Origin of the sequence: Immundisolibacter sp., assembly GCF_050250495.1 — a bacterium.
Lineage (GTDB): Bacteria > Pseudomonadota > Gammaproteobacteria > Immundisolibacterales > Immundisolibacteraceae > Immundisolibacter.
On record NZ_JBFWOM010000004.1, the window covers coordinates 1 to 25,600 of the forward strand.

The window sequence follows — 25,600 nt, forward strand, 5'->3', positions numbered from 1 at the left end:
TTGCGGCGGCTGACGATGTTCATGAAGCTCGGGTGGCAGGACGTCAGGTGATAGGCATCGATGCAGTTCTCGACCTGCATCTTCCAGTTGGCGTCGTAGGTGTAGGTCGACACGCCCGGGATGGCCTCAACACCGTCCGGCCCCTGGTCCCACACCAGATCCAGCAGCTTCTTCGCCTCGCCCAGATGCTCGTCCAGCGTCGGCACGTCGTCCGACAGGCTCGCGAACAGGAAACCCCGGTACTGGCCGAATTTGATGGTCTTCAGGTTGTGATCCAGCCGGTTGAACGGCTCGGCGTAGCAGCCGGCGTCCTGGTCCTTGATGTAGATGCACTGACCGGCCGTGTCGAACGCCCAGCCGTGGTACGAGCACACCCACTGCTTGGTGTTGCCGGACCGGTGGTGGGCAATGCGCGCGCCCTTGTGCGCGCAGGAGTTGACGAAGGCCGACAGCTTGCCCGCCTTGTCGCGCGCCACGATGATCGGCTGGCGGCCAATCCAGGTGGTGTAGTAGTCGTTCGGGTTCGGGGCCTGGCTCTCCAGACCCACGAACACCCAGTTGCGCTCGAAGATGTATTTCATCTCCAGCTCGAACACCGCCGGGTCGCGGTACAGGTCCCGGTGCACCCAGAATTCGCCCTGGTCGATGTTGTCGACGATCAGCCGGTCGATGTCACTGAACTTCAACTCTTCCGCTTTCATGTGCTGGCTCCTGCTCGTCCGCAATCCTTGTTGATGACTCAGCCCCGGCCTTCGGCCTTGAGCCCGTCCTTGATGAACTGCTTCCACGCCCGGTAGCCGCCGAACATGACCGTCTCGTCCTGCATGGCGAACGGCCCGGTGGAACTGGTGGCCGGCGTGAAACCGATCTCGGCCGCCCGTTCGTCGGCGCCGTTCACCACGTTGGTCACGCCGCGGTAGTAGCCCTGCATGGCGTCGAGCGCGAGCGCGCGGTAACCGATCTGGCAATCCTCGTAGGCGATGGTGTCATCCGGCGTCGCCATGCCCGAGGTGTTGAAGAAGTCCTCGTACTGGCGGATGCGGATTTCCCGCGCCGCGTCGCTCTCGCCCTTGGCGCCGAGGCAATAGATGGTCATCTCGGTCTTGTCCACCGACAATGGCCGGATCACGCGCATCTGCAACGACGCGTTCTCGGCGAACTGCACGTTGGGATAGATGGTGAGGTTGCGGCCCCCGTACATCCACTTCGCCTTGTTCGCGCCAACGCGGGCAACCAGTTCGTCGTGGTGCTGGTGCAGACCGCGCTCCTCGGGCGCCGGATTGTCGAAGATGCCGACCGCGTGCCCGCGTGGGAAGGTGTAGCCGCCGCCCTTCACCGCCGCCATGGCGGCAAAGTCGATCGACTTCACCTGCTTGTTACCGCTCTCGCCGGCCTTGCGACGGCTGACGATGTTCATGAAGCTCGGGTGGCAGGACGTCAGGTGGTAACCATCGATGCAGTTCTCGATCTGCATCTTCCAGTTGGCGTCGTAGGTGTAGGTAGACACGCCCGGGATGGCCTCGACGCCGTCCGGGCCCTGGTCCCACACCAGATCCAGCAGCTTCTTCGCCTCGCCGAGATGCTCGTCCAGCGTCGGCACGTCGTCCGACAGGCTCGCGAACAGGAACCCCCGGTACTGGCCGAATTTGATGGTCTTCAGGTTGTGATCAAGCCGGTTGAACGGCTCGGCGTAGCAGCCGGCGTCCTGGTCCTTGATGTAGATGCACTGGCCGGCGGTGTCGTAGGCCCAGCCGTGGTACGAGCACACCCACTGCTTGGTGTTGCCGGACCGGTGGTGGGCGATGCGCGCACCCTTGTGCGCGCACGAGTTCACGAACGCGCCGAGCTTGCCCGCCTTGTCGCGCGCCACGATGATCGGCTGGCGGCCAATCCACGTCGTGTAGTAGTCGTTCGGGTTCGGGGCCTGGCTCTCAAGACCTACGAAAATCCAGTTGCGCTCGAAGATGTATTTCATCTCCAGCTCGAACACCGCGGGGTCACGGAACACGTCGCGGTGCACCAGAAACTCGCCCGTGTCCGCGACCCGGTCAACGACCAGCCGGTCAATGTCGGGCGTCGTCAGGTCGTTCGGCTTCATCGTCGTTCATCCCCTTGCATGAAAGGCACTGGCACCAGACAGCACCGGATCCAGCGCTGCGGACAGGAGGTCGACGACCACAAGGCGCCATCGGCCAACCTCGGCATCCATGCCGGGACATCGTCTTAAACGGCCGCTTAGTCTAACCGCGCATGGCCGCTGCCGCCATGTCGGCACCCGTCCCGGCGGGGCGTGCGATTTGCGCCGGCCAGGCCTTTCAGGGTACTTAAGCCTGCCGTCAACGACGACCGCGCAGCCACACCACGAGGGGGATGACCCATGGCGAGCGTCGCTCGCGAACGCACCGGCATGGCGCCGGGTTCAAACTGCAGCGCAGCCGACCGATACCGATCGGTCCGCACCTTGAGCACGCAGCTGGTGGCGCCCCTCACGGCCGAGGACATGGTGATTCAGGCCATGCCCGATGTGAGCCCGCCGAAATGGCATCTGGCGCACACGGCGTGGTTCTTCGAGACCTTCGTGCTGGCGCCGCAAGCGCCGGGCTACCGTGTTTTCGATCCGCGCTTCGGCTTTCTGTTCAACTCCTACTACAACCAGATCGGCACGTTTCACGCGCGCGCCCGACGCGGACTGCTGTCGCGGCCCACCACGGCCGAGGTGCTGGCCTACCGCGCCCACGTCGATCGGCACCTGCTGGCGTTGCTGGATGAAGCGCCGCCCGCTGTTCTCGCGAACGTGTTGCCACTCATCGAGCTTGGCCTGCACCACGAACAGCAGCACCAGGAACTGCTGCTGATGGACGTGAAGTACAACCTTCACTGCAACCCGCTGTTCCCCGCCTACCGCGACGACCTTGTCGCCCATCCGGCCGCGGCGAGCGACCCGGCCGAGTTTTTGCGCCAGGCCGGGGGCGTGGTCGCGATCGGCCATGATGGTGAGGGCTTCGCCTTCGACAACGAGTCCCCGCGCCACCGGGTACTGCTGGATCCCTACCGCCTCGCCGACCGATTGGTGACCTGCGGGGAGTACCTCAAGTTCGTCCAGGCCGGCGGCTACCGCACGCCGGAACTGTGGCTGTCCGACGGCTGGGCCACCGTACAGGCGCAGGGCTGGCAGGCGCCGCTGTACTGGCATGCGGACGGCGATGTCTGGCAGGTGTTTACGCTCGGCGGCCTGCGGCCGCTCGATCCCGCCACACCGGTGAGCCACCTCAGCTTCTACGAGGCCGACGCCTTCGCCCGCTTCGCCGGCCGCCGGCTGCCGACCGAGTTCGAGTGGGAAGCCGCGGCGGTGCGGGCTGGCGCGGACCCGGCCATCGGCAACTTTCTGGACGGCGCACCGGTCGAACCGACAGCGCCGCCGACTGGCGCGGGATTGAGGCAACTGTTCGGAGACGTCTGGGAATGGACCGCCAGTGCCTACCTGCCCTACCCGCGCTACCGCCCTGCGGCAGGCGCGGTCGGCGAGTACAACGGCAAGTTCATGTCCGGACAAATGGTGCTGCGCGGCGGATCGTGCCTGACGCCGAGAGGACACGCGCGCGCCACCTATCGCAACTTTTTTCCGCCGGATGCGCGCTGGGCGTGCGCCGGCCTTCGACTGGCGGATGACGCATGAATACGCTCGCCAAACTGCGCCTGCACGATCTGGCGCCGCCACAGGATGATTTTCTCGCCGCCGTGCTGGACGGCCTCGGCCGCGCCCGCAAGACGCTGCCGTGCAAGTTCTTCTACGACGAGGCCGGCTCGGCACTGTTCGACGCCATCTGCGACACGCCCGAGTACTACCCGACGCGCACCGAGCTTGGCATCCTCACGGCAGCGGCGGGCGACATCGCGGATCTCGCCGGCCGCGGCGGCGTGCTGGTCGAGTACGGCAGCGGCAGCAGCCGCAAGACGCGGCTATTGCTGGATGCCCTCGCGCCGGCGCTGTACATGCCGATCGACATCTCCCGCGAGCACATGCTGGGCGCCTGCCACACGCTGGTGCAGGACTACCCTGCCCTGCACCTGATGGCGGTGTGCGCCGACTACACCCGCCCGCTGCGCCTGCCCGCGGTGGCGCGCGGCGGCCAAAGGCGACTCGCGTTCTTTCCGGGCTCCAGCATCGGCAACTTCGCGCCGCTGGAGGCGCTGCGGTTCCTGAAGAACGTCGCCCAGCAACTGGCGACGGACGACGGCTTCCTGATCGGGGTCGATCTCAAGAAAGACCCGGCCATCCTGAACGCCGCCTACAACGACGCGGCCGGCGTGACGGCGGCCTTCAACCTGAACTTGCTGGCGCGCTGCAACCGCGAGCTGGGGGCCGATTTCGACCTCGACGCGTTCGCCCATCGGGCCTTCTACAACGAAGCCGCCGGCCGCATCGAAATGCACCTTGAAAGCACCCGCGAGCAGCGCGTCGAGATCGCCGGGCAGCGTTTCGGCTTCGCGGCCGGCGAGACCATCCACACCGAGAATTCGTACAAGTACCGGCCGGACGAGTTCCGCCATCTGGCCGTGCAGGCCGGCTTCGAGCCGCAGCAGCTGTGGACGGACGTCGACACGCTGTTCGGCGTGCTGTACTTGCGAAGGCGCTGAGCCTCAACCAAACAGGCCGTGCAGGTACCAGCCGCCGCCCGGCCGGCGCTCCTGATAAATCCACAGCCGCCGGCCGCTGCGCTGCGCCGCAACGTAGTAATCGCGCGCCACGTCGGCGCTGTCCCACCAGCCACCCTCGATGCGCTCGGGGCCGCTGAGCAGCGTGAGCCGCCCGTCGAGACACGGCCGACCGGCCACCACCCGCAGGCGCTGCGGCGCGCGCAGCAGCCACGCCGGGCGGCCGGCCATGGGCGTCGCGGCCTCGCCCTCGCCAACCGCGCAGCGGCGCCAGGCGCGCTCCGGGCGGTGATCGGCGGTGGCGCTCATGCCGGTAACGGCCGCGTCACCGAGCCGCGCGCGCAGGCGGTCCAGCAACTGTGGCAGCGGCTCGCCAACCTGGGCATCGAACAGATCCTGCCCGCCCGCGCGGGCCTCGACCAGCACGTCGGTGGACAGCGTCAGCCGCTCGACCGCCGCGGGCAACGCGGTCTGCGCGAGACGCTCCGCGAGCAGCGCCTGCAGCACGGCAACGCCACGGGCGGGCTCGGTCAGGCGCAGCGGCAAGGCCACCGCTGGCGCGTCGGCGAAGGCCAATTCAAGCGTCAGTGCCTGCACCCAGCGCTGCCGGGCGTGCAGAAAACCGCGCAGTTCAAGCAGCAGCCGCGCCACCGCAGGCAGCAACTGCGCGGCGCAGTCCGCGGGTGCCGGCAGATCCAGCGTGCGCACAAAGGTGGGCGGGGCACAAAACGGCGCGATCGGCTGGGGGACAAGACCCAACAAGCGGTCGAGCGCCGCCAGCAGCGCCGGCCCCAACCGTCGGCCCAAACCCGCCCGCGGCAAGCGCCGGCAGTCGCCGATGCTGCGAAGGCCAAGCCCGTGCAGGCGCTCGATGAGTCGCGCGTCGACGTCCAGCCAGCGCAGCGGCAGCGGGCCCAGCGCCGCCGGCAGCGCGTCTAGCGTGAGCACCTGCGCACCCGGCCGATGCCGCGCCAGCAGCGCGGCCGCGCCCGGCGTCGGCGCGCAGGCCAGATTCACCGTGTGGCCGAACGCCGCAAGCTCACGCCGCAGCCGGTCGAGCAGCGCGTCGAGGCCGCCGAACAGACGCCGGCTGGCGCCGATTTCGAGCACCAGGCAGTCGTCGGCAAGCGCTGCGGCGTGGGATGTGAACTGCCCGGCCCAGACCAGCAGCGCGTCGCGCGCCGCCGCCTCGGCCGCGGGCGAACGGGCGACAAGTTCAATGTCAGGGCACAGCGCCTGCGCCGCCTGGGCGCGCAAGCCGGGCCGCACGCCGGCCTCGGCGGCCGGCGCGTTGACGGCGTGCAGCACATCGCCGCGCGCGCCGCCCACCACGGCGCGCGGACCCTCAGCCGCGGACGGCAGCGCCTCCAGTGGCAGATTCGGCACTACCAGGGCCAGCCACAGCATCGGTGGGGCACTCCAGGATGACAGTTGCGCCGGGCCGGCCGCCGCGTCGCTTGCGCACGCTGACAGCCACGCCCTGCGGCGCGGGCGTGATCTGTAAACGCAGCGCCGCCGGCGACTGCGCCGGGCTGCCGGCCTGCGGCAGCAGCAGCGCCATGAAGGCGCCGCCCGCCTGCGCCGCCAGTTGCAGCCGCCGTACCGCGCGCGTGGCTATGCACGGCAGCCACAGCAGCACCGCCGCACACGCGCCACTGCGCAGCGTCTGCTCGGCGGCCCACAATGCCTGGGCGGCGTCGGGCGGGTCGACGACCAGCAGATCGGCCAGTGCAACACCCCCGGCGGCGAACGCGGGGGGATACGGCACGTGCGGCGGGGCGATCAACGCGATCGTCCCCTTCAGTTGCCGCAGCACTGGCAGTAACAACGCCAGTTCCCCGCAGCCGGTGTCGGCCAGGCCGAGCTCGCACACCACGCCGCGCGGCCAGCCGCCGCCGAGTGCCGCGTCGAGCTGCGGATGACCGCTCGCGATGCAGTCCTGCGCCAGGCGCCCGGCACTGCCGCGCCACAGGCGTGGGTCGGCCAGCAGCGCGGCCAGGCCATCGCCCGGCGCGGCACTCACCCGATGGCGCGGATCACGCCAACGCCGAGGCCTTCGATCACGAAATCCTGCTTGCGGGTGTCGACCTCGATCGGCGCGAAATCGGGGTTTGCCGCCAGCAGCGTCACCTTGCCGCCCTTGCGCTGAAAGCGCTTGACCGTGACCTCGCCGTCGATGCGCGCCACCACCAGATCGCCGTTGTTGGCCTTGGGCGTGGCGTGCACGGCCAGCAGGTCGCCGTCGAGAATGCCGGCATCGCGCATGCTGAGGCCGCTCACGCGCAGCAGATAGTCGGCCTTGGGCTTGAACAGCGCACCGCTGACCGGCTGACTGCCCTGCAGGTGCTCCTCGGCGAGCAACGGGCTGCCCGCCGCCACCTGGCCCACCACCGGCAAACCGGTGGCGCGTTTCAAGCGGATGCCACGCGAGGTGCCAGCCATGAGATCGATGGCGCCCTTGCGGGCCAGCGCGCGCAGGTGCTGCTCGGCGGCGTTGATGGAGCGAAACCCGAACTGGCGGGCGATCTCCACCCGCGTCGGCGGCATGCCGGCGTCCGCCACCGAGGTGGAGATGTAGTCGAACACCTGCTGCTGCCGTGTGGTCAATTTCATGTCTTTATCTCCATTCCCGTGCGCGCTTCGGATATTAGATAACGCTAATGAATTTTTCCACAAGCGCGCTGCGGACCCTTGGCCGCAAGTCCAGTTCTTTGACTGTTTCAGGGCAGTTCGGCGAAGGCGTCGGACATCGGCACTAGGCTTGAACCTGCTTTGACCCGCGCAATGATCGAATGGCAGCAGCAACCCGCCGCCCCGACAAGGAGTGCAGGGGACTGCGGCCAAGGGATGAGATCAGCCTCGCACTGCGGCGAGTTCAACGGACGCAGGGATCATGCGGTGCCAAGCTCGGCCGCCGTGCCAGCACCGCGGCAGGCAGCGTCCGGACCGGCCTATCGCAGGGGCGGGCGTCTTACGCCGCCGCGGCAGGCGCGTGCAGTGCCAGGAAGGCCGCCGCGCCGTCTGCGCCCATGTAGCGGCGCAACAGCCGCGGGTCGGTGCGACGCAGGTCCACCAGCAGCAGGGCATCCAGCACGTCGCCGAAATCGCGGTCCACGTTCCAGGCCAGCACCTCGCCGTTCAGCTTGAGGTAGTGACGTAACAACACCGGCAGGCTCTTGCCGTCGTCCTCGATGGCCGACACCAGGCTGGCTACCGCGTCCATGTCGCGCAGCAGGCGCTCACCGATGGAAGCCGGCAGGACACCCTTCGGCCGTGGGCGGAAATTGCCGCGCACCGCGCCGCCGAATGGCGAATCCGCCCCATCGCGCCCCAGGTACTGCGCCATGACGCTGCGCGAGGCATCGCAATAACTGCGCGCCACGCTGACCGGCCCCAGCAGCCGCGTGTAGTGCGGATTGGCAATGAGATAGCGCCCGATGCCCTGCCACAGCAGCAGCAGCGGCTGGAAATCGCGCTGATAGTCGGCCGCCACGAACGACCGGCCGAGCTCCAGCGCCGCGCCGAGCGACCCCAGCACGCCGCGCTGGAAACGGAACAGGCTCGCGATATACAGCCCGCGCGGCCCATGCGTCGCCAGCACGCGGTCGATCGGCGCCAGCCGGTAGGCGCCCACCACGCGCTGCCGCCGCTGATCCCACAGCCACAGGTGCAGGTAGTGCGCGTCGTAGCGGTCAATGTCCGTCGCCTTGCCGGTGCCCTCGCCCGCCGCTCGGAACGTCAGCTCCCGCAGGCGGCCGATTTCCTGCAGCAGATGCGGAATCTGCTCGGCCGTTGCCAGGTAAACCGCGAAGTCACCGTGAACAAGCAGGCGGCTTTCAGACGGCAGACCTGCCACCTCGGCCGCCAGCTGCTGGGCGGGAAGCCCGGCGACGACGGTCTGGACACGTCGAGCCCTGATGCGCCGCCGCGCTGGCTCGGCCTGCCGCCGCGCCAGCGCGTAGACCTTGAGGCGCAGAAAGGCCGTGCACGCGGCGTCATCACCCAGGCTGCCGAGCGCGTCGGCGACGATCGGGCGGCCGAATTCCACGTGCAGCGGACGGCGGTGACTGTTCAGCAGCTCGCGGACCAGCAGCGCCGTGCGCAGCTGCGCCGAGACCAACCCGGCGAGCTGGAACAGCGTGCTGTTGCGGCCGCCAATGAACACCGGCAGCACGGTCGCCTGACTGCGGCGGGCGAGCCACGCCGCGGCGGGCTGCCAGGGTGGATCGGTCACTGCGCGCTGGGTCAGATGCCAGTGCGACACGGCGCCGGCCGGAAACACCAGCAGCGCGCCACCCGTGTCGAGCCACGCCAGGGCCTGGCGCAGCGGCTGGCGATTGCGCCGCGCCGCGGCCGCGCCGCCGAACGGGTCGACGTGAATCATGAGCGGGTCCAGTTCCGGGATGCGACCCAGCAGGTGGTTTGCCAGGATGCGCAAATCCGGCCGGCGCCGGCGCAGCACCTGAGCGAGCGCCATACCCTCCACCCCGCCGAACGGGTGGTTCGCCACGATCACCAGCGGCCCCTGGTCCGGCACTTGCGCCAGATGCTGGGCATCAACGCTGGCCTCGACCCCGAGCGTGGCGAGCGCGGTATCGAGGAAATCACCCTCGCCGACCTGTTCACGCGCGCGGCGGTAAAGCGCATCGAGGCGTTTGAGGCCGCTCAGACGTTCGGCCGTAGCGAGCAGTGGTGTGGCGATCACGCCGGCCACGCCGGCTGGACGCGGCAGTTGCAGGGCCGATTGAGTCATCGTCGGCAGACACCCGGATGGCGCTTTCGGAGCGAAAGCGCCGGGCATGTTCCGCACCAGCGATGACCCGTTGGTGACCGCCGCGTGACCGAACCGCGACAGCAACGGAAGCCGGCACGCTGCGTGCTAGCATCCGGCGCGCACCGCCCCTGCCGACACCCGAGACCGCTCGATGACCGCCCCTGCACCGCGGCGCAATTACCGCTACTTCGATCTGGTGATGGCGGCCTTCGTGTGCGTGCTGCTGTGCGCCAACCTGATCGGCGTGAGCAAGGTCACGCAGGTCGGCGGCTTCGCGTTCAGCGCCGGCAACCTGTTCTTTCCGCTCAGTTACCTGTTCGGCGACATCCTGACCGAGGTGTACGGGTACGCGCGCTCAAGGCGTGTGGTGTGGGCGGGGTTCGGGGCGCTCGCCTTCGCGGCGGTGATGAGCGCCGTGGTGGTGCACCTGCCGGCGGCCGACGGCTGGACCGGCCAGGCCGTCATCGAGGCCGCGTTCGGGTCCACCTGGCGCATCGCGCTCGCTTCGCTGGTCGGCTACTGGTGCGGTGAGTTCGTCAACTCCTTCACGCTGGCGCGCATGAAGGTGCTCACGCGCGGCAGGTATCTGTGGACGCGCACCATCGGCTCGACCATGGTCGGCGAGGCGGCCGACACGCTGGTGTTCTACCCGCTGGCGTTCTACGGCGTGTGGGACACGCCGCTCCTGCTGGCCGTGATGGGCGCGAATTACTGCATCAAGGTGGGCTGGGAAATCGCCGCCACGCCGGTGACGTACCGGGTGGTGAACGCCCTCAAGCGCGCCGAGCAGGAAGACTATTTCGACGACCAGACGGACTTCAATCCGTTCACGCTCCGGGTCTAGCTGGCGCCCCCGGGCGGCGTGCTACCCTGCCGCGCCTTCAGGGAGGAGCGCGGGCGGACATGCCATTACGTACCTGTTTTTCTGCGAGCCGGTACGTCGTTGCGATGGCCGCCGTTGTGCTGCTGGCCGCCTGTTCGAAACCGCAGACCGAATCCGCACCGCCGCGCCCGGTGCGCGCCGTACAGGTGCCGGCGGGCGGTCAGGTTACGGATCAACGCTACGCCGCGCGCATCGAGCCGCGCCACGACGCGGCGCTCGCATTCGAGGTCGGCGGGCGCATCAGCGCGCGGCTGGTGGACGTGGGCGATGCGGTGGCCGCCGGCGCCGTGCTCGCGCGCCTTGACGACAGCGACCTTCGCCTGCGTGAGCGGGATCTTGCATCCCGCCTTGCGGCGAGCGAGGCCGAGCGCGCCGACGCCGCGACCGCGCTGCGCCGGGCGACCGACCTTCGGCCCAAGGGGTTCGTCAGCCAGGCGGAGCTTGACCGCGCCCGTTATCGCAGCGAGGCCAGTGCCGCGCAGGCCAAGGCCCTGTCGGCGCAGCTCGCGCTCGCCCGGCGCGAGCTCGGCTACGCGGCGTTGATGGCGCCCGCGGCCGGCGTGATCACGGCGCGCACAGTGGAGGCCGGCCAGGTCGTCAGCGCCGGGGAGGCCGCCTTCACGCTGGCGCAGGCGGGCGAAATCGACGCCGTGTTCGACGTGCCGGAAGCGCAGCGCGCCGCCCTGCCGGACACCGTGCAGGTGACGCTGTGGACGCAGCCCGAGCATGCCCTCACGGCACGCGTGCGCGAGGTGGCGCCACAGGCCGAGGACGCGAGCCGCACGGTGCGCGTGCGCGCCACGCTGCCGGTTTTGGACACGCCGCCGGCACTTGGCAGCAGCGCCAGCGTCAGCTTCGACACGCCGGCGCCACTGCTGGCCATCCCGGCCAGCGCCGTGCTCAAGCGCGACGACGGCTCCGCAGCCGTATGGGTGATGGATGCCGAGCGCGCGGCGCGGCTGAAACCCATCACGCTCGGCCCGCTGCAGGGCGACCAGGCCAGCATCGCGAGCGGCCTTGCGCCCGGCGAGTGGGTGATCACGGCCGGCGTGCACGACCTGCGCGACGGCCAGCCCGTCACGCTGCCCTGACCAGCCCGTGACGCGCTACAACCTGGCCGAATGGGGCCTGCGCCGCCCTGCGCTGACGGCTTATCTGATCGGCCTGATCCTGCTGACCGGCACGGTGGCGTTCCTGAACCTCGGCCAGACGGACATGCCCGACTGGACCATGCGCAACATGCCGATCCGCGTGCTGTGGCCGGGCGCCAGCGCCGAGCAGATGGAGCAGCAGGTGATCGACAAGATCGAGCGCAAGCTGCAGGACACGCCGTATCTGGACAACCTGATCAGCGCGTCGAAGCCCGGCGAGGCGTGGATCTGGGTCAACCTCGAAAACACCATGACCGACCCCAAGGGCAAGGTGCCGGACATCTGGTACCAGGTCCGCAAGAAGGTCAGCGACATCCGCGACACGCTGCCGCCCGGCGTGCAGGGACCGTACTTCAACGACGAGTTTGGCGACGTCTACCCGCTGGTGTACGGCGTGTGGGGCGACGAGTTCAGCTACGCGGAACTGAAGGACCAGGCCGACTGGCTGCGCGAGGAGCTGCTGCGCCTGCCGATCGTGGAGAAGGTGGTGCTGGTGGGCGCCCAGCCGCAGCGGGTGTATCTGAACCTCTCGACGGCGCGCCTGGGCAATCTGCGCGTAAGCCCGCTGGCGCTGACCGACGCCATCGCCGGCCACAACGCCATGCAGCCGGCCGGGCAGATCGAGAACGCGGGCGACCGCATCCGCCTGCGTATCGATGGGCAATTCGCCACGGCCGACGACATTGGCCGCGTGCCGGTGCGGGCCGCCGATGGCCGTTTGCTCGCCGTGAGTGATCTCGCCGAGGTGACGACCGGTTACCAGGATCCGGCCGAGCAGGTGATGCGCGTCAACGGCCACCGGGCGGTCGGCCTTGCCATTTCCATGGCCGCCGGCGGCAACGTGGTCGACCTGCGTCGCGACGTGGTGGCGCTGATGCAGCGCCTTGAACCGGGCATGACGCTCGGCATGCACGCCACGCTGGTGGCCGACGAGCCGCAGGTGGTCACGCACACGCTGAACAAGTTCCTGGTCAAGCTGGCGGTGGCGATCGGCATCGTGCTGCTGGTCAGCTACGCCACGCTGGGCTTGCGCTCGGGCCTGGTGGTGGCGACCGCGTTTCCGCTGGTGCTGGGCGCCACGTTCGTCGCCATGCAGGCGCTGGATGTTGATCTTCAGCGCATCTCGCTCGGCGCGCTGATCATCTCGCTCGGCCTGCTGGTCGACGACGCCATCATCATCGTCGAGATGATGCTGGTGAAAATGCGCCAGGGCCTGGACCGCTTCCACGCCGCAAGCGCCGCCTACACCAGCACCTCGCTGCCCATGCTGACCGGCACGCTGGTCACCATCGCCGGCTTCCTGCCGATCGCCCTCGCCCACTCACCCATGCGCGAGTTCATGTTCGGCCTGTACGGCGTGATCGCGGTGGCGCTGCTGGTGTCCTGGCTGGTGTCGGTACTGTTCACGCCGTATCTCGCGTACCGCATGTTGCCGGCGCGGCTCGACCACCACACCGAGGTTTACGACACGCCGTTTTACCGGCGCCTGCGGGCGCTGGTGCGCGCCTGCGTCGATCGGCGCTGGTGGACGCTGGCGGCGGTGGCCGGGCTCTGCGCGCTGGCGGCACTGATCAGCCCGCAGGTCGAAAAGCAGTTCTTCCCGCTCACCGACCGGCCGGACCTGATCGTCGAAACCTGGCTGCCGGAGGGCAGTTCATTCGCCGCCAACGAGGCGCTGGCGAAGGACATCGACCGGTTGCTCGGCAGCGAGCCGGGCGTGGTGCGCTGGGCGAGCTACGTGGGTTCCGACACGCCGCGCATCTTCACGGACCTGTGGATCGAGCTGCCGGCGCACAACGTCATCAAGACCTACGTCCTGACCACCGACCGGCCGACGCGCGACCGGCTGCGCGAAAGCCTGCGCACGCGCATCGCCAACGAGGTGCCCCAAGCCCGCGCGCGGGTGAACGTGTTCCCGTTCGGCATTCCGGCGCCGGCATCGATCGAGTACCGCGTCACCGGGCCGGACAAGCGGCGGCTGCACGACCTCGCCGCGCAGGTACGCAGCGTGCTGCACGCACACCCGCAGACCAGCGGCGTGCGTTACAGCTGGCGCGGGCCGGTGGCGACGGTGCGGGCGGAACTCGACCACGCGCGGCTGGCGGCGCTGGGTCTTTCCGCGCAGCGGCTCGGCGAATCGCTCGACATGCTGCTGTCCGGCCGGCCGATCACCCAACTGCGCCAGGGCGACGAGACCATCGACGTGATGCTGCGTCTGACCGACGACGAGCGCACGCGCCTGGGTTACCTGCCGAACGTGCCGGTGCCGCTCGCCGACGGCAGCAGCCTGCCGCTCGGCCAGCTCGCGCAGCTTCAGCCGGCGCTGGAAGACGGCGTGATCTCCCACTACAACCGCGTGCCGGCCATCATGGTGTACGCCGACCTGCCCTGGTACGTGCAGCCGCTCGACATCGACGTGCAGATCAAGGATCAGCTCGATGCGATTCGCGCCCGTCTGCCGCTCGGTTATCACGTCGAGATCGCCGGCATCGGCGAGATCAGCGCCGAGATTGATGAGGCCATCGGCGCGGCCATGCCGATCATCGCGGTGGTCATCGTCACGCTGTTGATGGTGCAGTTGCATCACCTTGGCTTGACCGCACTGGTGGTGGCTACGGCGCCGCTCGGGCTGATCGGCGTGCTGTTCACGCTGTGGGCGGTTGATTTGCCGCTCGGGCTCGTGGCGCGGCTTGGTGTGCTGGCGCTGGCCGGCATCACCATGCGCAACACGGTGATCCTCGTGGACCAGATCCGGCAGGACGTGGCGGCCGGCCTTGGCCGCTACGAGGCGGTGATCGAGTCGACCGTGCGGCGCTTTCGGCCCATCGTGGTGACGGCCGCCGCGGCCATCTTTGCGCTGATTCCGCTGATGAACGACCCGTTCTGGGGCCCGATGGCCTATGCGATGATGGGCGGGCTGGCGCTCGCCACGGTGCTCACCGTGCTGTTCGTGCCGGCGCTATATGCGGCCTGCTTTCGGGTACGGCCGTCGCCTCCGTCGCTGGTCGAGGACTGATTCGGTCCGTCGCGGTGACGCATTCCACCCCGCGGGATGTCCTCACGATGAAAGCCTGGCTGGTCGAAGACTGGTGCACGCCCGAGCAGATGCGCTGGGCGGATCTGCCACTGCCGGAACCCGGCCCGGGGCAGGTCCGCGTCAAGGTGGCCGCCGCCGCGCTCAATTTTCTCGACACGCTGATGATGGCCGGGCGCTACCAGGAGCGCCCACCGCTGCCGTTCACGCCGGGTGTGGAACTGTCGGGTGTTGTCGATGCCGTCGGAACTGGCGTCGAACTCGCCGTCGGCGCGGGCGTGTGCGGCCTCGTGAGCTACGGCGCGTTTGCCGAATACGCCTGCGTCGACGCCGCCGACCTGTACCCGGCGCCGGACGGCATCGATCTTGAGACCGCCGCCGCGCTGCCTGTGGTCTACGGCACCGCGCATCACGCGCTGGTCGCGCGCGGCCGGATGCAGGCCGGCGAAACGCTGCTGGTACTTGCCGCGGCCGGCGGCGTGGGGCTTGCCACGGTGCAGCTTGGCCGGGCGCTCGGTCTTACCGTGCTGGCGGCGGCCGGCGGCGCGGAGAAGTGCGCGCTCGCCAGCCAGAACGGCGCGGCGCAGGCATTCGACTACACCGTCCCCGACTGGGCCGAGCAGGTCAAGGCCGCCACCCAAGGACGCGGAGTGGACGCCGTGTTCGACCCGGTCGGCGGCGACTACAGCGCCGCGGCGCTGCGCCTGCTGGCGGTTGGTGGCCGGCTGCTGGTCGTCGGCTTCGCGGCCGGCGCCATTCCACAGATTCCGGCCAATCGGCTGTTGCTGAGGGATCTGTCCGCGGTCGGCGTGGTGTGGGGTCCGTGGCGACGCCGCCACCGCGCAGCCGCCGCGGCGCAGATGGCGAGCCTGTTCGACCTGTGGCGCGCGGGCGCCATCGCGCCGCTGGTGTCGCAGCGCCGGCCGCTCGCCGAGGCGCCGGCGGCGATTGCCGATCTTGGCAGCCGGCGCACCACCGGCAAGGTTTTGCTGATTCCGGGAGCCTCCGTATGAGTGCCGAGAAACCGCGTGTCCTGATTCCGCCGCCGATCCTGTACGCGGTCGCGATTGGCCTCGGCCTGTGGCTGGAGCGCCCGCTGCCGTGGCCCCTGCCTGGCGGTGCGCTGCGCTTCTGGGCCGGCGCGCTGTTGGTCGCGCTCGCCGTCGTGCTGTTCGGCTGGTGTTGGCGGGAGCTGCGCGCGCACCAGACCACCATCAACCCGCACCGCGCGGCCAGCAATCTGGTCAGCAGCGGCCCGTTCAGGTTCAGCCGCAACCCCATCTATGTCAGCCTCACGCTGCTGCACGTGGGTGTCGGCCTGCTCGCCTCCAGCACCTGGGTGCTGCTGATGCTGGCGTGGGTACTGCCCGTAATGCAGCATTTCGTGATTGCGCGCGAGGAAGAGCACATGCGCTGGCGTTTCGGGCAGGAATACGCGCACTACTGCGAGCGGGTGCGCCGCTGGGTGTGAAGCGCCGCGGCCGCCTGTGGCGCACCCTGCGCCGGGCTTTGCTGTACACGCTGCTGACCTGGCTCGTGGTGACCGTCGGCGCCGTCCTGCTGCTGCGGTGGCTGCCGCCGCCGACCACCTCGTTCATCCTGCAAAATCGTATCGAGGCCCTGCGCGCCGGTTACGGTTTCTACCCCTACCCCTACCGCTGGGTCGATTACGAGCGGATCGCCCCGGTCATGGCGCTCGCGGTGGTCGCGGCGGAGGACCAGCGGTTTCGCGAACACCACGGTCTCGATCTGACCGGCATCCGCCAGGCGATCCGCGACAACCAGTACCGGAACCGCCCGCGCGGCGCCAGCACGCTCACCCAGCAGACCGCCAAGAACCTGTTCCTGTGGCGCACGCAGAGCTGGCTGCGCAAGGGCATTGAGCTGTACTTCACCGGCTTGCTGGAGTTGCTGTGGCCCAAGCAGCGGATACTTGAGGTCTATCTCAACGTCGCCCAGTTCGGCGGCAGCGTGTTTGGCGTGGAAGCCGCCGCGCAGACCTACTTCAAGCGCCCGGCCTCGCAGCTCACCCGCGAACAGGCCGCGCTACTCGCCGCCGTGCTGCCGTCGCCTTCGCTGCTACACGTGGACGCACCGTCCGATTACCTGCGCCAGCGCCAGCGCTGGGTGCTGAACCAGATGCAGCGCCTGGGACCGGGCTACTTGCAGGGGATCTGACTCAAGCCGCCCGGAGCGCACTTGGTCGCGGCCTGCAACACGGTCGCGCCGCCGCACGCCGGATCGAAAAAAGCCGCGCCGGGGCCAACCCCGACGCGGCTTTTGCACGACGCGAACGCGATTCAGTCGTTCCAGTTCGGCAGGATCTCGGTCGCCCACAGCTCGAGATTGCGCATCTGGATGTGGTGCGGGATCGGCCCCGGGTACTGCCACATGAGGAAGTACTCCGGGTTGTGCTTCTTGACCATGTTCTCGATCTGCCGGTTCACCTGGTCCGGGTTGCCGACGAACTCGAAGCCTTTCTCGCACAAGTAGTTGTAGTCGCACTCGGGGCCGATGCGGCCGGTCTCGCCCTTCCTGCGGAAGGCCTCGTTGAAGCCGATCGGCGCGAACCAGGCCGGCCAGACGAAGCCGTTGCCCATGGCGGCGTACTTGTGCGCCTCCGCGGCGTCGTCCAGCACCAGCGTGTCGCGGAAGATGCCGATGTTCTGGCCGAGTTTGTAGTCGCGCCCGGCGGCCGCGGCTTCTTCCTGATACGCCCGGAACAGGTCGCTCAGCACGTCGTCGTCGGTGGCCAGCGCAAACGGCGCGATGCCCTCGCGGGCGCAGAAGCGGAACGTGTCCTCGCTGAACGAGAACGGCTGGAAGATCGGCGGGTGCGGCTTCTGGAAGGTCTTCGGCGCAATGCCGATCTCGGTGATGATGCCGTCGGCGTTCTGACCCTTGCCGAAGCGGTTCACCACTTCGTGGTTGAACTTGAGGCCCTCCGGCGGAATGGTCCAGTGCTCGGACTTGTGGCTGAAGGTCTCGCTGGTCCAGGCCTTCTTGATGATCTCGTAGTGTTCCAGGAACAGGCGGCGGTTCTTCTGGTCCACCTCGGACTTGTCGGACATGGTGCCGCCAACGCCGTAGGTCTGACCCAGCACGTCCGCCCAGCGCTTCTGGTAGCCGCGGGCGATGCCGAAGAACGAGCGCCCCTGCAGCATCTGGTCCAGCATGGCGATGTCTTCAGCCAAGCGCAGCGGGTTGTGGAACGGAATCACGTTCGCCATCTGGCCGAGGCGGATGCGCGTGGTCTGCATGCCGAAGTACAGACCCAGCAGGACCGGGTTGTTGGACTGCTCGATGCCCTCGATGTGGAAGTGGTGCTCAGTGAACGCGGCGCCCCAGAAGCCGGCCTTGTCGGCGAATTTGATCTGCTCTGACAACTGCCAGAGCATGTTCTGGTAGTTCTGCGAGTTCTGCCCGGCCATGCCCTTGTGGGTCTGCGACACGGTGCCGACCGACGGCAGGTAAAACAAAATGAACTTCACGGTTCCGACCTCTAGGTAAATAAAACAGTTCTGCGCCGCATTCCGTGCGGCTCAGTCGTAGGTGCCGCCGACGCGCAGCTTCGGTTCCTCGCGCAGCGGCGTGTCGCCCTCGTGGCATAGCTTGTGATCGTGGCCCGGCATCACGCAGGCGTTGTGTGCGCGCGCCAGCATCTTCAGCTTGTGCAGCGAGTGCTTCCAGCGCACCAGATCGTTCGAGATGATCGATCCGGTCTCGTGGTCGTAGCTGTCCTTCATGTAGCAGGCGTCGGAGGTCAGGATGACCGTGCCGGCGTGCTCCAGGTGCACCATCAGCGCCATGGTGCCGGCGGTGTGGCCGGGCGCGCTCACGGCGTGCACGTCCTTCAGGATCTCCGTGTCGCCGCCGAGCGTGGTGAAGCGCAGGCCCGGCACGTCGTAGTCGCAGCGCAGGAAGAAGTGCTCGTCCTTGGGCATGTTGGCGGCGGCGGCGTACTCGTCCTGGTGCACCAGAATCTTGGTGGACGGGCAGGTGTTCCACAGCTTGGCGTTGCCGGCGTGGTCCACGTGCAGGTGGCTCAGGAACACGTAGTCGATGTCTTCCGGCCCGAGCTTGTGGCGCTTGAGCGTGTTCTCGAGCAACTGCTCCTCGGTGTAGTCGTCATAGGGCGCCAGCGCCTTGTACTCCGGCAGCCACTGGTCCTCCCAGTGGCGGTGGATGGCGGCGTCGAACAGGATGCGCCCGTCCGGGTGGTCGATCAGGAACGTGAACGACGGCACCTCGCACCAGACCTTGTTCTTTTGGTGGTTGGTCTTGGTCAGCATGAGCTCCGGGTGACCGGTGATCAGCAACTCCAGGTCAGCGTGCATGTTGCCGTGGTGCAGGGGGCGAATCTTGATGCCGCGCATGGTTTGATTTCTCCTCGTTGGGTAGGTCGATGCCGTCAGGCGCTTTGGCGCAGGTCCTGCTCGACCTGCTCGCGCAGCGCGCGCTTGTTGATCTTGCCGACGCCGGTCTTGGGGATGGCGTCCACGATCAGATAGTGATCCGGCAGCCACCACTTGGCGAATTTCGGTTCGAGCCACGCGCGCAGCTCGGCGGGGCCGACCGTCGCACCGGGCTCGGTGACGACATAGGCGCAGGGGCGCTCCAGCCACTTGTCGTCCGGCGCCGCCACCACCGCCGCCTCGCGCACCTGCGGGTGCGAGACCAGCGCGTTTTCGAGATCGACCGACGAAATCCACTCGCCGCCGCTCTTGATCAGGTCCTTGGCGCGGTCGACCAGGCGCAGCACGCCGTCCGGGCTCACGGCGGACATGTCGCCGCTCTTCCAGAAGCCGTCGACGAAGCCGTCGCGCGTGCGCTCGTCGCGGTAGTACTCGGTGGTGCTCCACGGCGTGCGCACGTAGATCTCGCCGATCGCCTGGTCGTCCCAGGGCACCGGCCGGCCGTGCTCGTCCAGTACCTTCAGTTCCGTGCCGGGGCAGGGAATGCCCTGACGCACGCGGGTCGGAATGTGTTCGATGGCCGGCTTTTGCAGCAGCTCGCGGCCGATGTGCACGCAGGTGGCGAGCGGCGTCATCTCGGTCGAGCCCCAGGCGGTCAGCACCGGGAATCCGCATTCCTTCAGGAAAAACTCCATCACTGCCGCGGGCGTCGCGGAGCCGCCCAGCATCAGCCCGCGCATGCTGGACAGATCGCGCGGCTGGCGCTTGAGCTCGGCCACCATGTCGATGCCGATGCTGACCGCCGCCGCGGCAAAGGTGACCCGCTCGGCCTGCATGAGATCGAGGATCACCGGCGCGTGCGGGCGCTCGCCGGGCAGCACCATCTTGGCGCCCATGCAGGCGGCAGCGAACGGCAGGCCCCAGGCGTTGGCGTGGAACATCGGCACCACCGGCAGCAGCGTGTCGCGCTCGCAGATGTCGAGCACGTCGCCGAGGCACTCGGTGATGGTGTGTAGATAAATGTCGCGGTGGGTGTAGATCACGCCCTTGGGCATGCCCGTGGTCGCCGACGTGTAGCACATGCCAGCCGGCGTGCGTTCCGGCAGTTCGTGGAACGGAAATTCCGGGTCGCCGTCGCGGATCAGGTCCTCGTACGCCACCACGTTCGGGAGCGTGGTCGGCGGCACGCGATCGGCCAGCACCACGAAGGTCCTGACCGTCTTCAGCTCGCCGACAATGCGCTCGAAGGTCGGCAGCAGGTCCGGGTCCACGAACACGGCGCGGTCTTCGCTGTGGTTCAGGATGTAGACCACGTGCTCGTCCGCCAGACGCAAGTTCACCGTGTGCAGCACGGTGCCGGCACACGGCAGCGCGAAGTACAGCTCGAAGTGCCGGTAGGTGTTCCAGGCGAACGTGGCGACCCGGTCGCCGGGGTGGATGCCGAGGCTCGCCAGGCGGCTTGCCAGGCGCCGCGCGCGGGCGTCGAGGTCCCGATACGTGTAGCGGTGCAGCGACCCGTCCGGCAGGCGGGTCACGATCTCGTTGCCCGGAAAATACTTGGCTGAGCGCTCCAGCAGCAGGCGAATGTTCAGCTCCACCGCTCGTCCTCCTCAATCGTCCGTGTGGCTGCGCGGCGCGGCTTTTGGTCTGCTTATCCGGGCGCGGCGGTCAGTCTGCCACAGCGCCGCTGGCGGTAGTCGCCGGCCACAGCGCGTCGGCACCGGCGACCGCCAGGCGCTGCCCGAAGCGCCGCGCCCACAGCGCCTCGCTGCCGGCCTCATCCCGCCAGGCCCACAGCCGGCGCGTGGCGTGCTGCAGCGAGTATTCCTGCGTGAAGCCCATGGCGCCGTGCACCTGGTGCGCGATGCGGCACGCGATGCCGGCGGCCTTGCCGGCGCGAATCTTGGCCACGGCGATTTCGTCGATCGCCGGCCCGCGCTCGGCCACCGCCGCGGCGTGATCCACCGCCGAGGTCGCCGCCACCACTTCCGCCGCCAGGATGGCGAGCTGCTGCTGGATGGCCTGAAACGCCGCCAGCGCCCGGCCGAACTGCTTGCGCTCGCGGGTGTAATCCAACGACTGTTGCAGTGCCCGTTCGAGCGCGCCCGTCATCAGCGCCGCGCGCAGTAGGGCCGCGCGGGCGTTGAAGGCGTCGTCCGTCACGCCCGTGGCGTGCAGGCGATCGGCGGCGAGCGCGAGGTCGAGCAGCACGTCATCGCGCGCCTCGCCGGCCAGGTTGTCGCCGGCTTCGAGCGTGTACTCGCCGGGCGTCAGTACGGCCACCTGGCCGTCCAGCAGCAGCACCAGCGCCGCGGCGTGGCGCACTGCACCGACACGCCCCAGCGTGCCGTGTACGCGCAGCCCCCCCGCAGCGGGTAACACGGAAATCTCGCCGGCGCTCGCCGCCGCCAGTACACCTTCCATCGGCCCCAGCCCGGCGCTCGCCAGCAGCCAGTTGGCCAGCATGACGCTTTCCGCCAGCGGCGCCGGCGCGCAGTGCCGGCCGGCCAGTCGCAGCAGCGCGCACTGGTCCGGCAGCGTGAGACCGATGCCGCCGTGCTCCTCCGGCACCGCCACCAGCGGGTAGCCGAGTTCCTCCAGCACCTGCCACAGGGCGGCGTCGAAGCCGCCGGCGTCGGCCGCCTGCACGCGCTCGGCGGTGCAGTGGTCGGTGAGCACGCGCTCCAGGGTATCCAGCAGCATCTGGCGGGTATCGTCGCTCATGGCGCGCTCACCGAAGGCCGAGGGCGCGGGCCACGACGCCGCGCAGGATTTCGTTGGTGCCGCCGCGCAGCGTGAAGCCCGGCGAGTGCAGGATGGCCTGCGCCAGCAGTTGATCGAGCCGCCGCCGGGCGTGCAGCGAGGGCGCAGTTTCAACCAGCAGGCGCACGCGCTCGAACACCTCGCTCTCGAAGCGCGTGCCGAGATCCTTGACCAGCGCCGCGGCCACGTCCGGCGCCTCGCCGCGTTGCAGCGCCGCGGCCACCGACAGCGACATGCGCCGCAGCGACCACAGCTCCGCCGCCAGCTCGCCGATGGCCTGCGCGGTGTGTGGGTCCGGGTCCGTGCCCACCACGCGCAGCAGTTCCTGCAGCAGCGGGAAGGTGGACATGAAGCGCTCCGGGCCGGAGCGCTCGAAGGCGAGCTCCGAGGTCACCTGATGCCAGCCCTGGCCAATCTGCCCCAGCACGCGCGAATCGGGCACGAACACGCGGTCCATCACCACCTCGTTGAAGTGGTGGGCGCCGGTCAGGATCGGCACCGGGCGGATGCTGATGCCGGGGGTCTTCAGATCGATGATGAATTGCGACAGACCCGCGTGGCGGTTCTCGCCGAGCGGCTCCGTACGGCACAGCACGAAGAACCAGTCCGCGCGGTGTGCGTTCGACGTCCACAGCTTGGTGCCCGTCACTTCCCAGCCGCCGTCCACCCGCTCGCCGCGTGTGCGGACCGATGCCAGATCCGACCCGCTGCCGGGCTCGCTCATGCCAATCGCGAAGAACACCTCGCCGGCGACCAGCTTCGGGAGGAAGTAGTTTTTCTGTTCGTCCGTGCCGTAGCGCAGCAACGACGGGCCGGTCTGCCGATCGCCCACCCAGTGCGCGGCCACCGGCGCGCCGACGGCCAGCAGCTCCTCGTTGACCACGTAGCGTTCGAGCGCGGTGCGGGCGTGGCCGCCATACTCGCGCGGCAGGGTCATGCCGAGCCAGCCGTTGGCGGCCAGGCGCCGGCTGAAATCGGGATCGAAACCACCAAGCCAGGCGTCGCAGTGCGGCGTGAAGCGGCCGGCGGCGAGTTCGTCCGCGATGAAGGCGCGCACCTTCGTGCGCAGCACCTCACATTCCGACGGCAACTGCGCCGGTTCGAGCTGGATGCCTGGAATCGACAAGAGCTTCTCCCCACAAGGCCCGGCCCGTGTAGACCGCGGCGAATCTGACTGAACGCATGGTAAAGCACGGCACCTGTGCCGCGTCAGCCGTGGCGCAGCTTCAGGATCAGGATCGCCCCTGCCAGCACCAGCGTCACGGCGTTCGCAGCGATCAACGGCAGGTCGCCCGTCAGCAGCCCGTAGACCAGCCACAGCGCGACGCCCGCCGTGAAGATCACGTACATGCGCAGCGAGATGCCGCGCGTGTCGCGCGTGGCGAGCGTGTGCAGCACCTGCGGCAGGAAGGCGGCCGTGGTCAGCAGCGCCGCCAGCAGGCCGAGCGCGGTAATCATGGGCGGCACCGGGCGCAAGCGTTGTTCGTTATCATCGGCGTTTCTCGCCTTCCGTTCGGGAAGGCGGTCCCCACGGAGGAGTCAGCATGGCGAAGGTAACGGAATTCGGCTACTTGGGCATTGGCGTCAAGGACGGCGACGCCTGGCGCGAATTCGCGAGCCAGGTGGTCGGCATGGAAGTGCTGGACGAAGGCGACGGTGATCGCTTCTACCTGCGCATGGACAACCAGCACCACCGCATCGTGGTGAACCTGCACGGCAACGACGACATGGATTTCATCGGCTGGCGCGTGGCCGGTCCCGAGGAATTCGACGAGATGAAGCGTCAGCTCGACGCCGCCGGCGTCGACTGGAAGCAGGCGGACGGCGAGGAGCGCAAGGAGCGCATGGTGCTCGACCTGCTGAAGTTCAACGACCCGGGCGGCAACCCGACCGAGATCTACCACGGCCCGCGCGTGGAAACCTTCCTGCCGTTCCATCCCGGTCGGCGCATGTACGGCCGTTTCCTGACCGGCGCCGGCGGCGTGGGTCACTGCATCCTGCGTCAGGACGACGTGCAGAAGGCGTACCGCTTCTACACCGACGTGCTCGGCATGCGCGGTTCGGTGGAGTACAACCTGCCGATCCCGGGCACGCCCATCATCGCCTCGCCGGTGTTCATGCACTGCAACGAGCGCGACCACTCGGTGGCGTTCCTGGGCGCGCCGATGGAAAAGCGCATCAACCACCTGATGATCGAGGTGGAGAACATGGATGACGTCGGCTACACGCTCGACATCGTGCGCAAGCGCAAGATTCCGGTCGCCATCCAGCCCGGCAAACACAGCAACGACCAGATGTGGTCCTTCTACATGGGCAACCCGTCCGGCTGGCTGTGGGAGTACGGCTGGGGCGCGCGCAAGTCGACCCACCAGTCCGAATACTACGTGGCCGACGTGTGGGGCCACGGCGTCGAGGCCACCGGCTTTGGCATGGACCTGGAGATGCAGGCCGGCTGACCTACCGTCACGGCGACGCAGTCGCCGGGTGGTATATGTGCAAACGCCCCGCTAGTCGGGGCGTTTGTTTTGGGGGATGGTGAATGGGCCTGGCGAGGATTGCGCGCGCGACGGGGTACTCCTTCAAGGGCCTCCGGGCCGCCTTCGCGAACGAGGAAGCATTCCGACAAGAGGTGTTGATCGTCGTGATCCTGAGCCCGCTCGCGCTGTGGCTCGGCCGCACGGCGGTCGAGCGCGCGCTGCTCATCGGCAGCCTGCTGCTGCTGTTGATCGTGGAGCTGCTGAACTCCGCCGTCGAGGCGGCCATCGACCGAATTGGTCTGGAGCGGCACGAACTGTCGGGTCGCGCCAAGGACCTGGGCTCGGCGGCGGTGTTCGTGGCGCTGGTGCTCACCGGGACGGTGTGGTTGTTCATCGCCGCTGCCCACTGGTTTGCGTGATATGGCGCAAAGGGACGATTTCGCACACGGCGCGTCGACTTGTGCCTACCATTCGCTAGCGATCATCGGCCAAGCCGGTCCAGACGACGGGCCTGGGCCAGAACGGGAGACGGCATGACGACGGGATACGTGGGACTCGGCAGCATGGGCCTGCCGATGGCGCTCAACCTTCGGAAAGCCGGTTTCGACCTCGGCGTGGTCAGCCGCAGCCGTGGCCCGGTCGAACAGGCGCTGGCGGCCGGCGCCCACGAGGCGAGCAGCTATGCGGGGCTGGCCGCGGCGAGTGACGTGGTGTGCACGTGTCTGCCCATGCCGGCCGACGTCGAGCGCGTGTACCTGGAAGCCGACGGCCTGGTTGCTCATGCCCGACCGGGCACGATCCTGATCGACCACAGCACCGTTGGCCCGGACACCTGCCGCAGGATCGACGCCGCCGCCCGGGCGCGCGGGGTGGATTTTCTGGACGCGCCGGTGTCGGGCGGCCCGGCCGGGGCGCAGGCCGGCACGCTCGGCATCATGGTCGGCGGCGAGCGGGACGTGTTCGAGCGCGCCCGCCCGGTGCTGGACGCCATGGGCAAGACGGTGGTCTACATGGGCGCCACCGGCAGCGGCGCGGTGGCCAAGCTGATCAACAACCTGCTGGTCGGCGTGCACCAGCGCGCGCTGATCGAGATGCTGCTGGTCGGCCAGAAGGCGGGCGTGGATCTCGACGCGCTCTACCAGGTGCTGATGGGCAGCAGCGGGCGCAGCGCGATCCTCGAAATGATGTACCCGCGCCTGAAGGCCCGCGACATGGCGCCGCGATTTCGCACCGAACTTCTGCACAAGGACCTGCGACTGGCGCTCGAAACCGCCGCCGAGTGCGGCGTGCACAGCGCCACCGGCGAGACGGCGCTCGCTGCCATCGAGGCCGCCATGAATGCCGGGCACGCGCGCGCCGACACGCTCGCCATGCTGCTGCCGCTGGAGCAGCAGGCGCAGATGCGGCTGTTCGACGCCTAGCGGTTCCCGGCGCGTCCCGCGATTGC

At 68.7% G+C, this 25,600-nt stretch carries 23 protein-coding genes; 11 read left to right on the forward strand and 12 right to left on the reverse strand.

From position 1 onward, the window contains the following. Window positions 1–701: aromatic ring-hydroxylating oxygenase subunit alpha (locus AB7F93_RS04360; RefSeq protein WP_428301664.1), on the reverse strand; the 701-nt coding region annotated here is incomplete at its 3' end. 38 nt (window positions 702–739) lie between these two features. After that, window positions 740–2,098 (reverse strand): aromatic ring-hydroxylating oxygenase subunit alpha, encoded by a 1,359-nt coding sequence (locus tag AB7F93_RS04365; protein ID WP_428301665.1) that lies wholly within the window; start codon window positions 2,096–2,098, stop codon window positions 740–742. 363 nt (window positions 2,099–2,461) lie between these two features. Here AB7F93_RS04365 and egtB point away from each other — a divergent pair, with 363 nt between their 5' ends. After that, on the forward strand, window positions 2,462–3,676 hold the full coding sequence (gene egtB / locus AB7F93_RS04370) for an ergothioneine biosynthesis protein EgtB (RefSeq protein WP_428301666.1): 1,215 nt from the start codon (window positions 2,462–2,464) through the stop codon (window positions 3,674–3,676). Further along, window positions 3,673–4,638 (forward strand): L-histidine N(alpha)-methyltransferase, encoded by a 966-nt coding sequence (egtD, locus tag AB7F93_RS04375; protein WP_428301667.1) that lies wholly within the window; start codon window positions 3,673–3,675, stop codon window positions 4,636–4,638. The genes egtB and egtD overlap by 4 nt, the downstream gene beginning before the upstream one ends. A gap of 3 nt (window positions 4,639–4,641) precedes the next feature. Here egtD and AB7F93_RS04380 read toward each other — a convergent pair whose 3' ends face one another. The 4 genes from AB7F93_RS04380 to AB7F93_RS04395 form a co-directional block, all read right to left on the reverse strand. Continuing rightward, window positions 4,642–6,063, reverse strand: a complete 1,422-nt coding sequence (locus AB7F93_RS04380) for a Y-family DNA polymerase (protein ID WP_428301668.1) — start codon at window positions 6,061–6,063, stop codon at window positions 4,642–4,644. After that, complete coding sequence (gene imuA / locus AB7F93_RS04385; RefSeq protein WP_428301669.1) at window positions 6,002–6,679, reverse strand: translesion DNA synthesis-associated protein ImuA; 678 nt, start codon at window positions 6,677–6,679, stop codon at window positions 6,002–6,004. Before imuA ends, AB7F93_RS04380 begins: the two co-directional genes overlap by 62 nt. Further along, window positions 6,676–7,269: a transcriptional repressor LexA gene (gene lexA, locus AB7F93_RS04390; RefSeq protein WP_428301670.1), complete on the reverse strand. Its 594-nt coding sequence runs from the start codon at window positions 7,267–7,269 to the stop codon at window positions 6,676–6,678. Before lexA ends, imuA begins: the two co-directional genes overlap by 4 nt. Window positions 7,270–7,627: 358 nt before the next feature. Then, complete coding sequence (locus AB7F93_RS04395; RefSeq protein WP_428301671.1) at window positions 7,628–9,409, reverse strand: lysophospholipid acyltransferase family protein; 1,782 nt, start codon at window positions 9,407–9,409, stop codon at window positions 7,628–7,630. Window positions 9,410–9,581: 172 nt separating this feature from the next. Between AB7F93_RS04395 and AB7F93_RS04400 the strand changes: the two genes are divergently transcribed. The 6 genes from AB7F93_RS04400 (at window position 9,582) to mtgA (ending at window position 16,676) form a co-directional block, all read left to right on the forward strand. After that, window positions 9,582–10,274 (forward strand): queuosine precursor transporter, encoded by a 693-nt coding sequence (locus AB7F93_RS04400; RefSeq protein WP_428301672.1) that lies wholly within the window; start codon window positions 9,582–9,584, stop codon window positions 10,272–10,274. A gap of 104 nt (window positions 10,275–10,378) precedes the next feature. Next, window positions 10,379–11,404 carry an efflux RND transporter periplasmic adaptor subunit gene (locus AB7F93_RS04405; RefSeq protein ID WP_428301673.1) on the forward strand — a complete coding sequence of 342 codons (1,026 nt, stop codon included), beginning with the start codon at window positions 10,379–10,381 and terminating at the stop codon, window positions 11,402–11,404. Between the two features lie 7 nt (window positions 11,405–11,411). Next, on the forward strand, window positions 11,412–14,480 hold the full coding sequence (locus tag AB7F93_RS04410) for an efflux RND transporter permease subunit (protein ID WP_428301674.1): 3,069 nt from the start codon (window positions 11,412–11,414) through the stop codon (window positions 14,478–14,480). Between the two features lie 47 nt (window positions 14,481–14,527). Then, window positions 14,528–15,511: an NADPH:quinone oxidoreductase family protein gene (locus AB7F93_RS04415; RefSeq protein ID WP_428301675.1), complete on the forward strand. Its 984-nt coding sequence runs from the start codon at window positions 14,528–14,530 to the stop codon at window positions 15,509–15,511. Continuing rightward, window positions 15,508–15,969 carry a methyltransferase family protein gene (locus AB7F93_RS04420; protein WP_428301676.1) on the forward strand — a complete coding sequence of 154 codons (462 nt, stop codon included), beginning with the start codon at window positions 15,508–15,510 and terminating at the stop codon, window positions 15,967–15,969. The genes AB7F93_RS04415 and AB7F93_RS04420 overlap by 4 nt, the downstream gene beginning before the upstream one ends. Then, a complete protein-coding gene (gene mtgA / locus AB7F93_RS04425) occupies window positions 15,966–16,676 on the forward strand; it encodes a monofunctional biosynthetic peptidoglycan transglycosylase (RefSeq protein WP_428301677.1) in 711 nt (236 codons plus the stop codon). Before AB7F93_RS04420 ends, mtgA begins: the two co-directional genes overlap by 4 nt. A 122-nt stretch (window positions 16,677–16,798) precedes the next feature. On the opposite strand, the gene AB7F93_RS04430 is transcribed toward mtgA, so the two are convergent. The 6 genes from AB7F93_RS04430 to AB7F93_RS04455 form a co-directional block, all read right to left on the reverse strand. After that, a complete protein-coding gene (locus AB7F93_RS04430; protein ID WP_428301678.1) occupies window positions 16,799–17,989 on the reverse strand; it encodes an LLM class flavin-dependent oxidoreductase in 1,191 nt (396 codons plus the stop codon). A gap of 51 nt (window positions 17,990–18,040) precedes the next feature. Beyond that, complete coding sequence (locus AB7F93_RS04435; protein ID WP_428301679.1) at window positions 18,041–18,874, reverse strand: N-acyl homoserine lactonase family protein; 834 nt, start codon at window positions 18,872–18,874, stop codon at window positions 18,041–18,043. Between the two features lie 35 nt (window positions 18,875–18,909). Then, window positions 18,910–20,511: a long-chain fatty acid--CoA ligase gene (locus AB7F93_RS04440; protein ID WP_428301680.1), complete on the reverse strand. Its 1,602-nt coding sequence runs from the start codon at window positions 20,509–20,511 to the stop codon at window positions 18,910–18,912. Window positions 20,512–20,581: 70 nt separating this feature from the next. Continuing rightward, window positions 20,582–21,637, reverse strand: coding sequence for an acyl-CoA dehydrogenase family protein (locus AB7F93_RS04445; RefSeq protein ID WP_428301681.1), 1,056 nt, complete (start codon window positions 21,635–21,637; stop codon window positions 20,582–20,584). Between the two features lie 7 nt (window positions 21,638–21,644). Then, on the reverse strand, window positions 21,645–22,802 hold the full coding sequence (locus tag AB7F93_RS04450) for an acyl-CoA dehydrogenase family protein (RefSeq protein ID WP_428301682.1): 1,158 nt from the start codon (window positions 22,800–22,802) through the stop codon (window positions 21,645–21,647). An 83-nt stretch (window positions 22,803–22,885) separates the two neighbouring features. Continuing rightward, entirely contained in the window at window positions 22,886–23,134 is a 249-nt protein-coding gene (locus tag AB7F93_RS04455; RefSeq protein WP_428301683.1) for a SemiSWEET transporter, read from the reverse strand. Between the two features lie 86 nt (window positions 23,135–23,220). On the opposite strand from AB7F93_RS04455, the gene bphC reads away from it, so the two are divergent. The 3 genes from bphC (at window position 23,221) to AB7F93_RS04470 (ending at window position 25,574) form a co-directional block, all read left to right on the forward strand. Next, complete coding sequence (bphC, locus tag AB7F93_RS04460; RefSeq protein WP_428301684.1) at window positions 23,221–24,132, forward strand: biphenyl-2,3-diol 1,2-dioxygenase; 912 nt, start codon at window positions 23,221–23,223, stop codon at window positions 24,130–24,132. A gap of 83 nt (window positions 24,133–24,215) precedes the next feature. Further along, window positions 24,216–24,572, forward strand: coding sequence for a diacylglycerol kinase (locus AB7F93_RS04465; protein WP_428301685.1), 357 nt, complete (start codon window positions 24,216–24,218; stop codon window positions 24,570–24,572). Window positions 24,573–24,686: 114 nt separating this feature from the next. Further along, window positions 24,687–25,574 carry an NAD(P)-dependent oxidoreductase gene (locus AB7F93_RS04470; protein ID WP_428301686.1) on the forward strand — a complete coding sequence of 296 codons (888 nt, stop codon included), beginning with the start codon at window positions 24,687–24,689 and terminating at the stop codon, window positions 25,572–25,574. Window positions 25,575–25,600 lie beyond the last annotated feature (26 nt).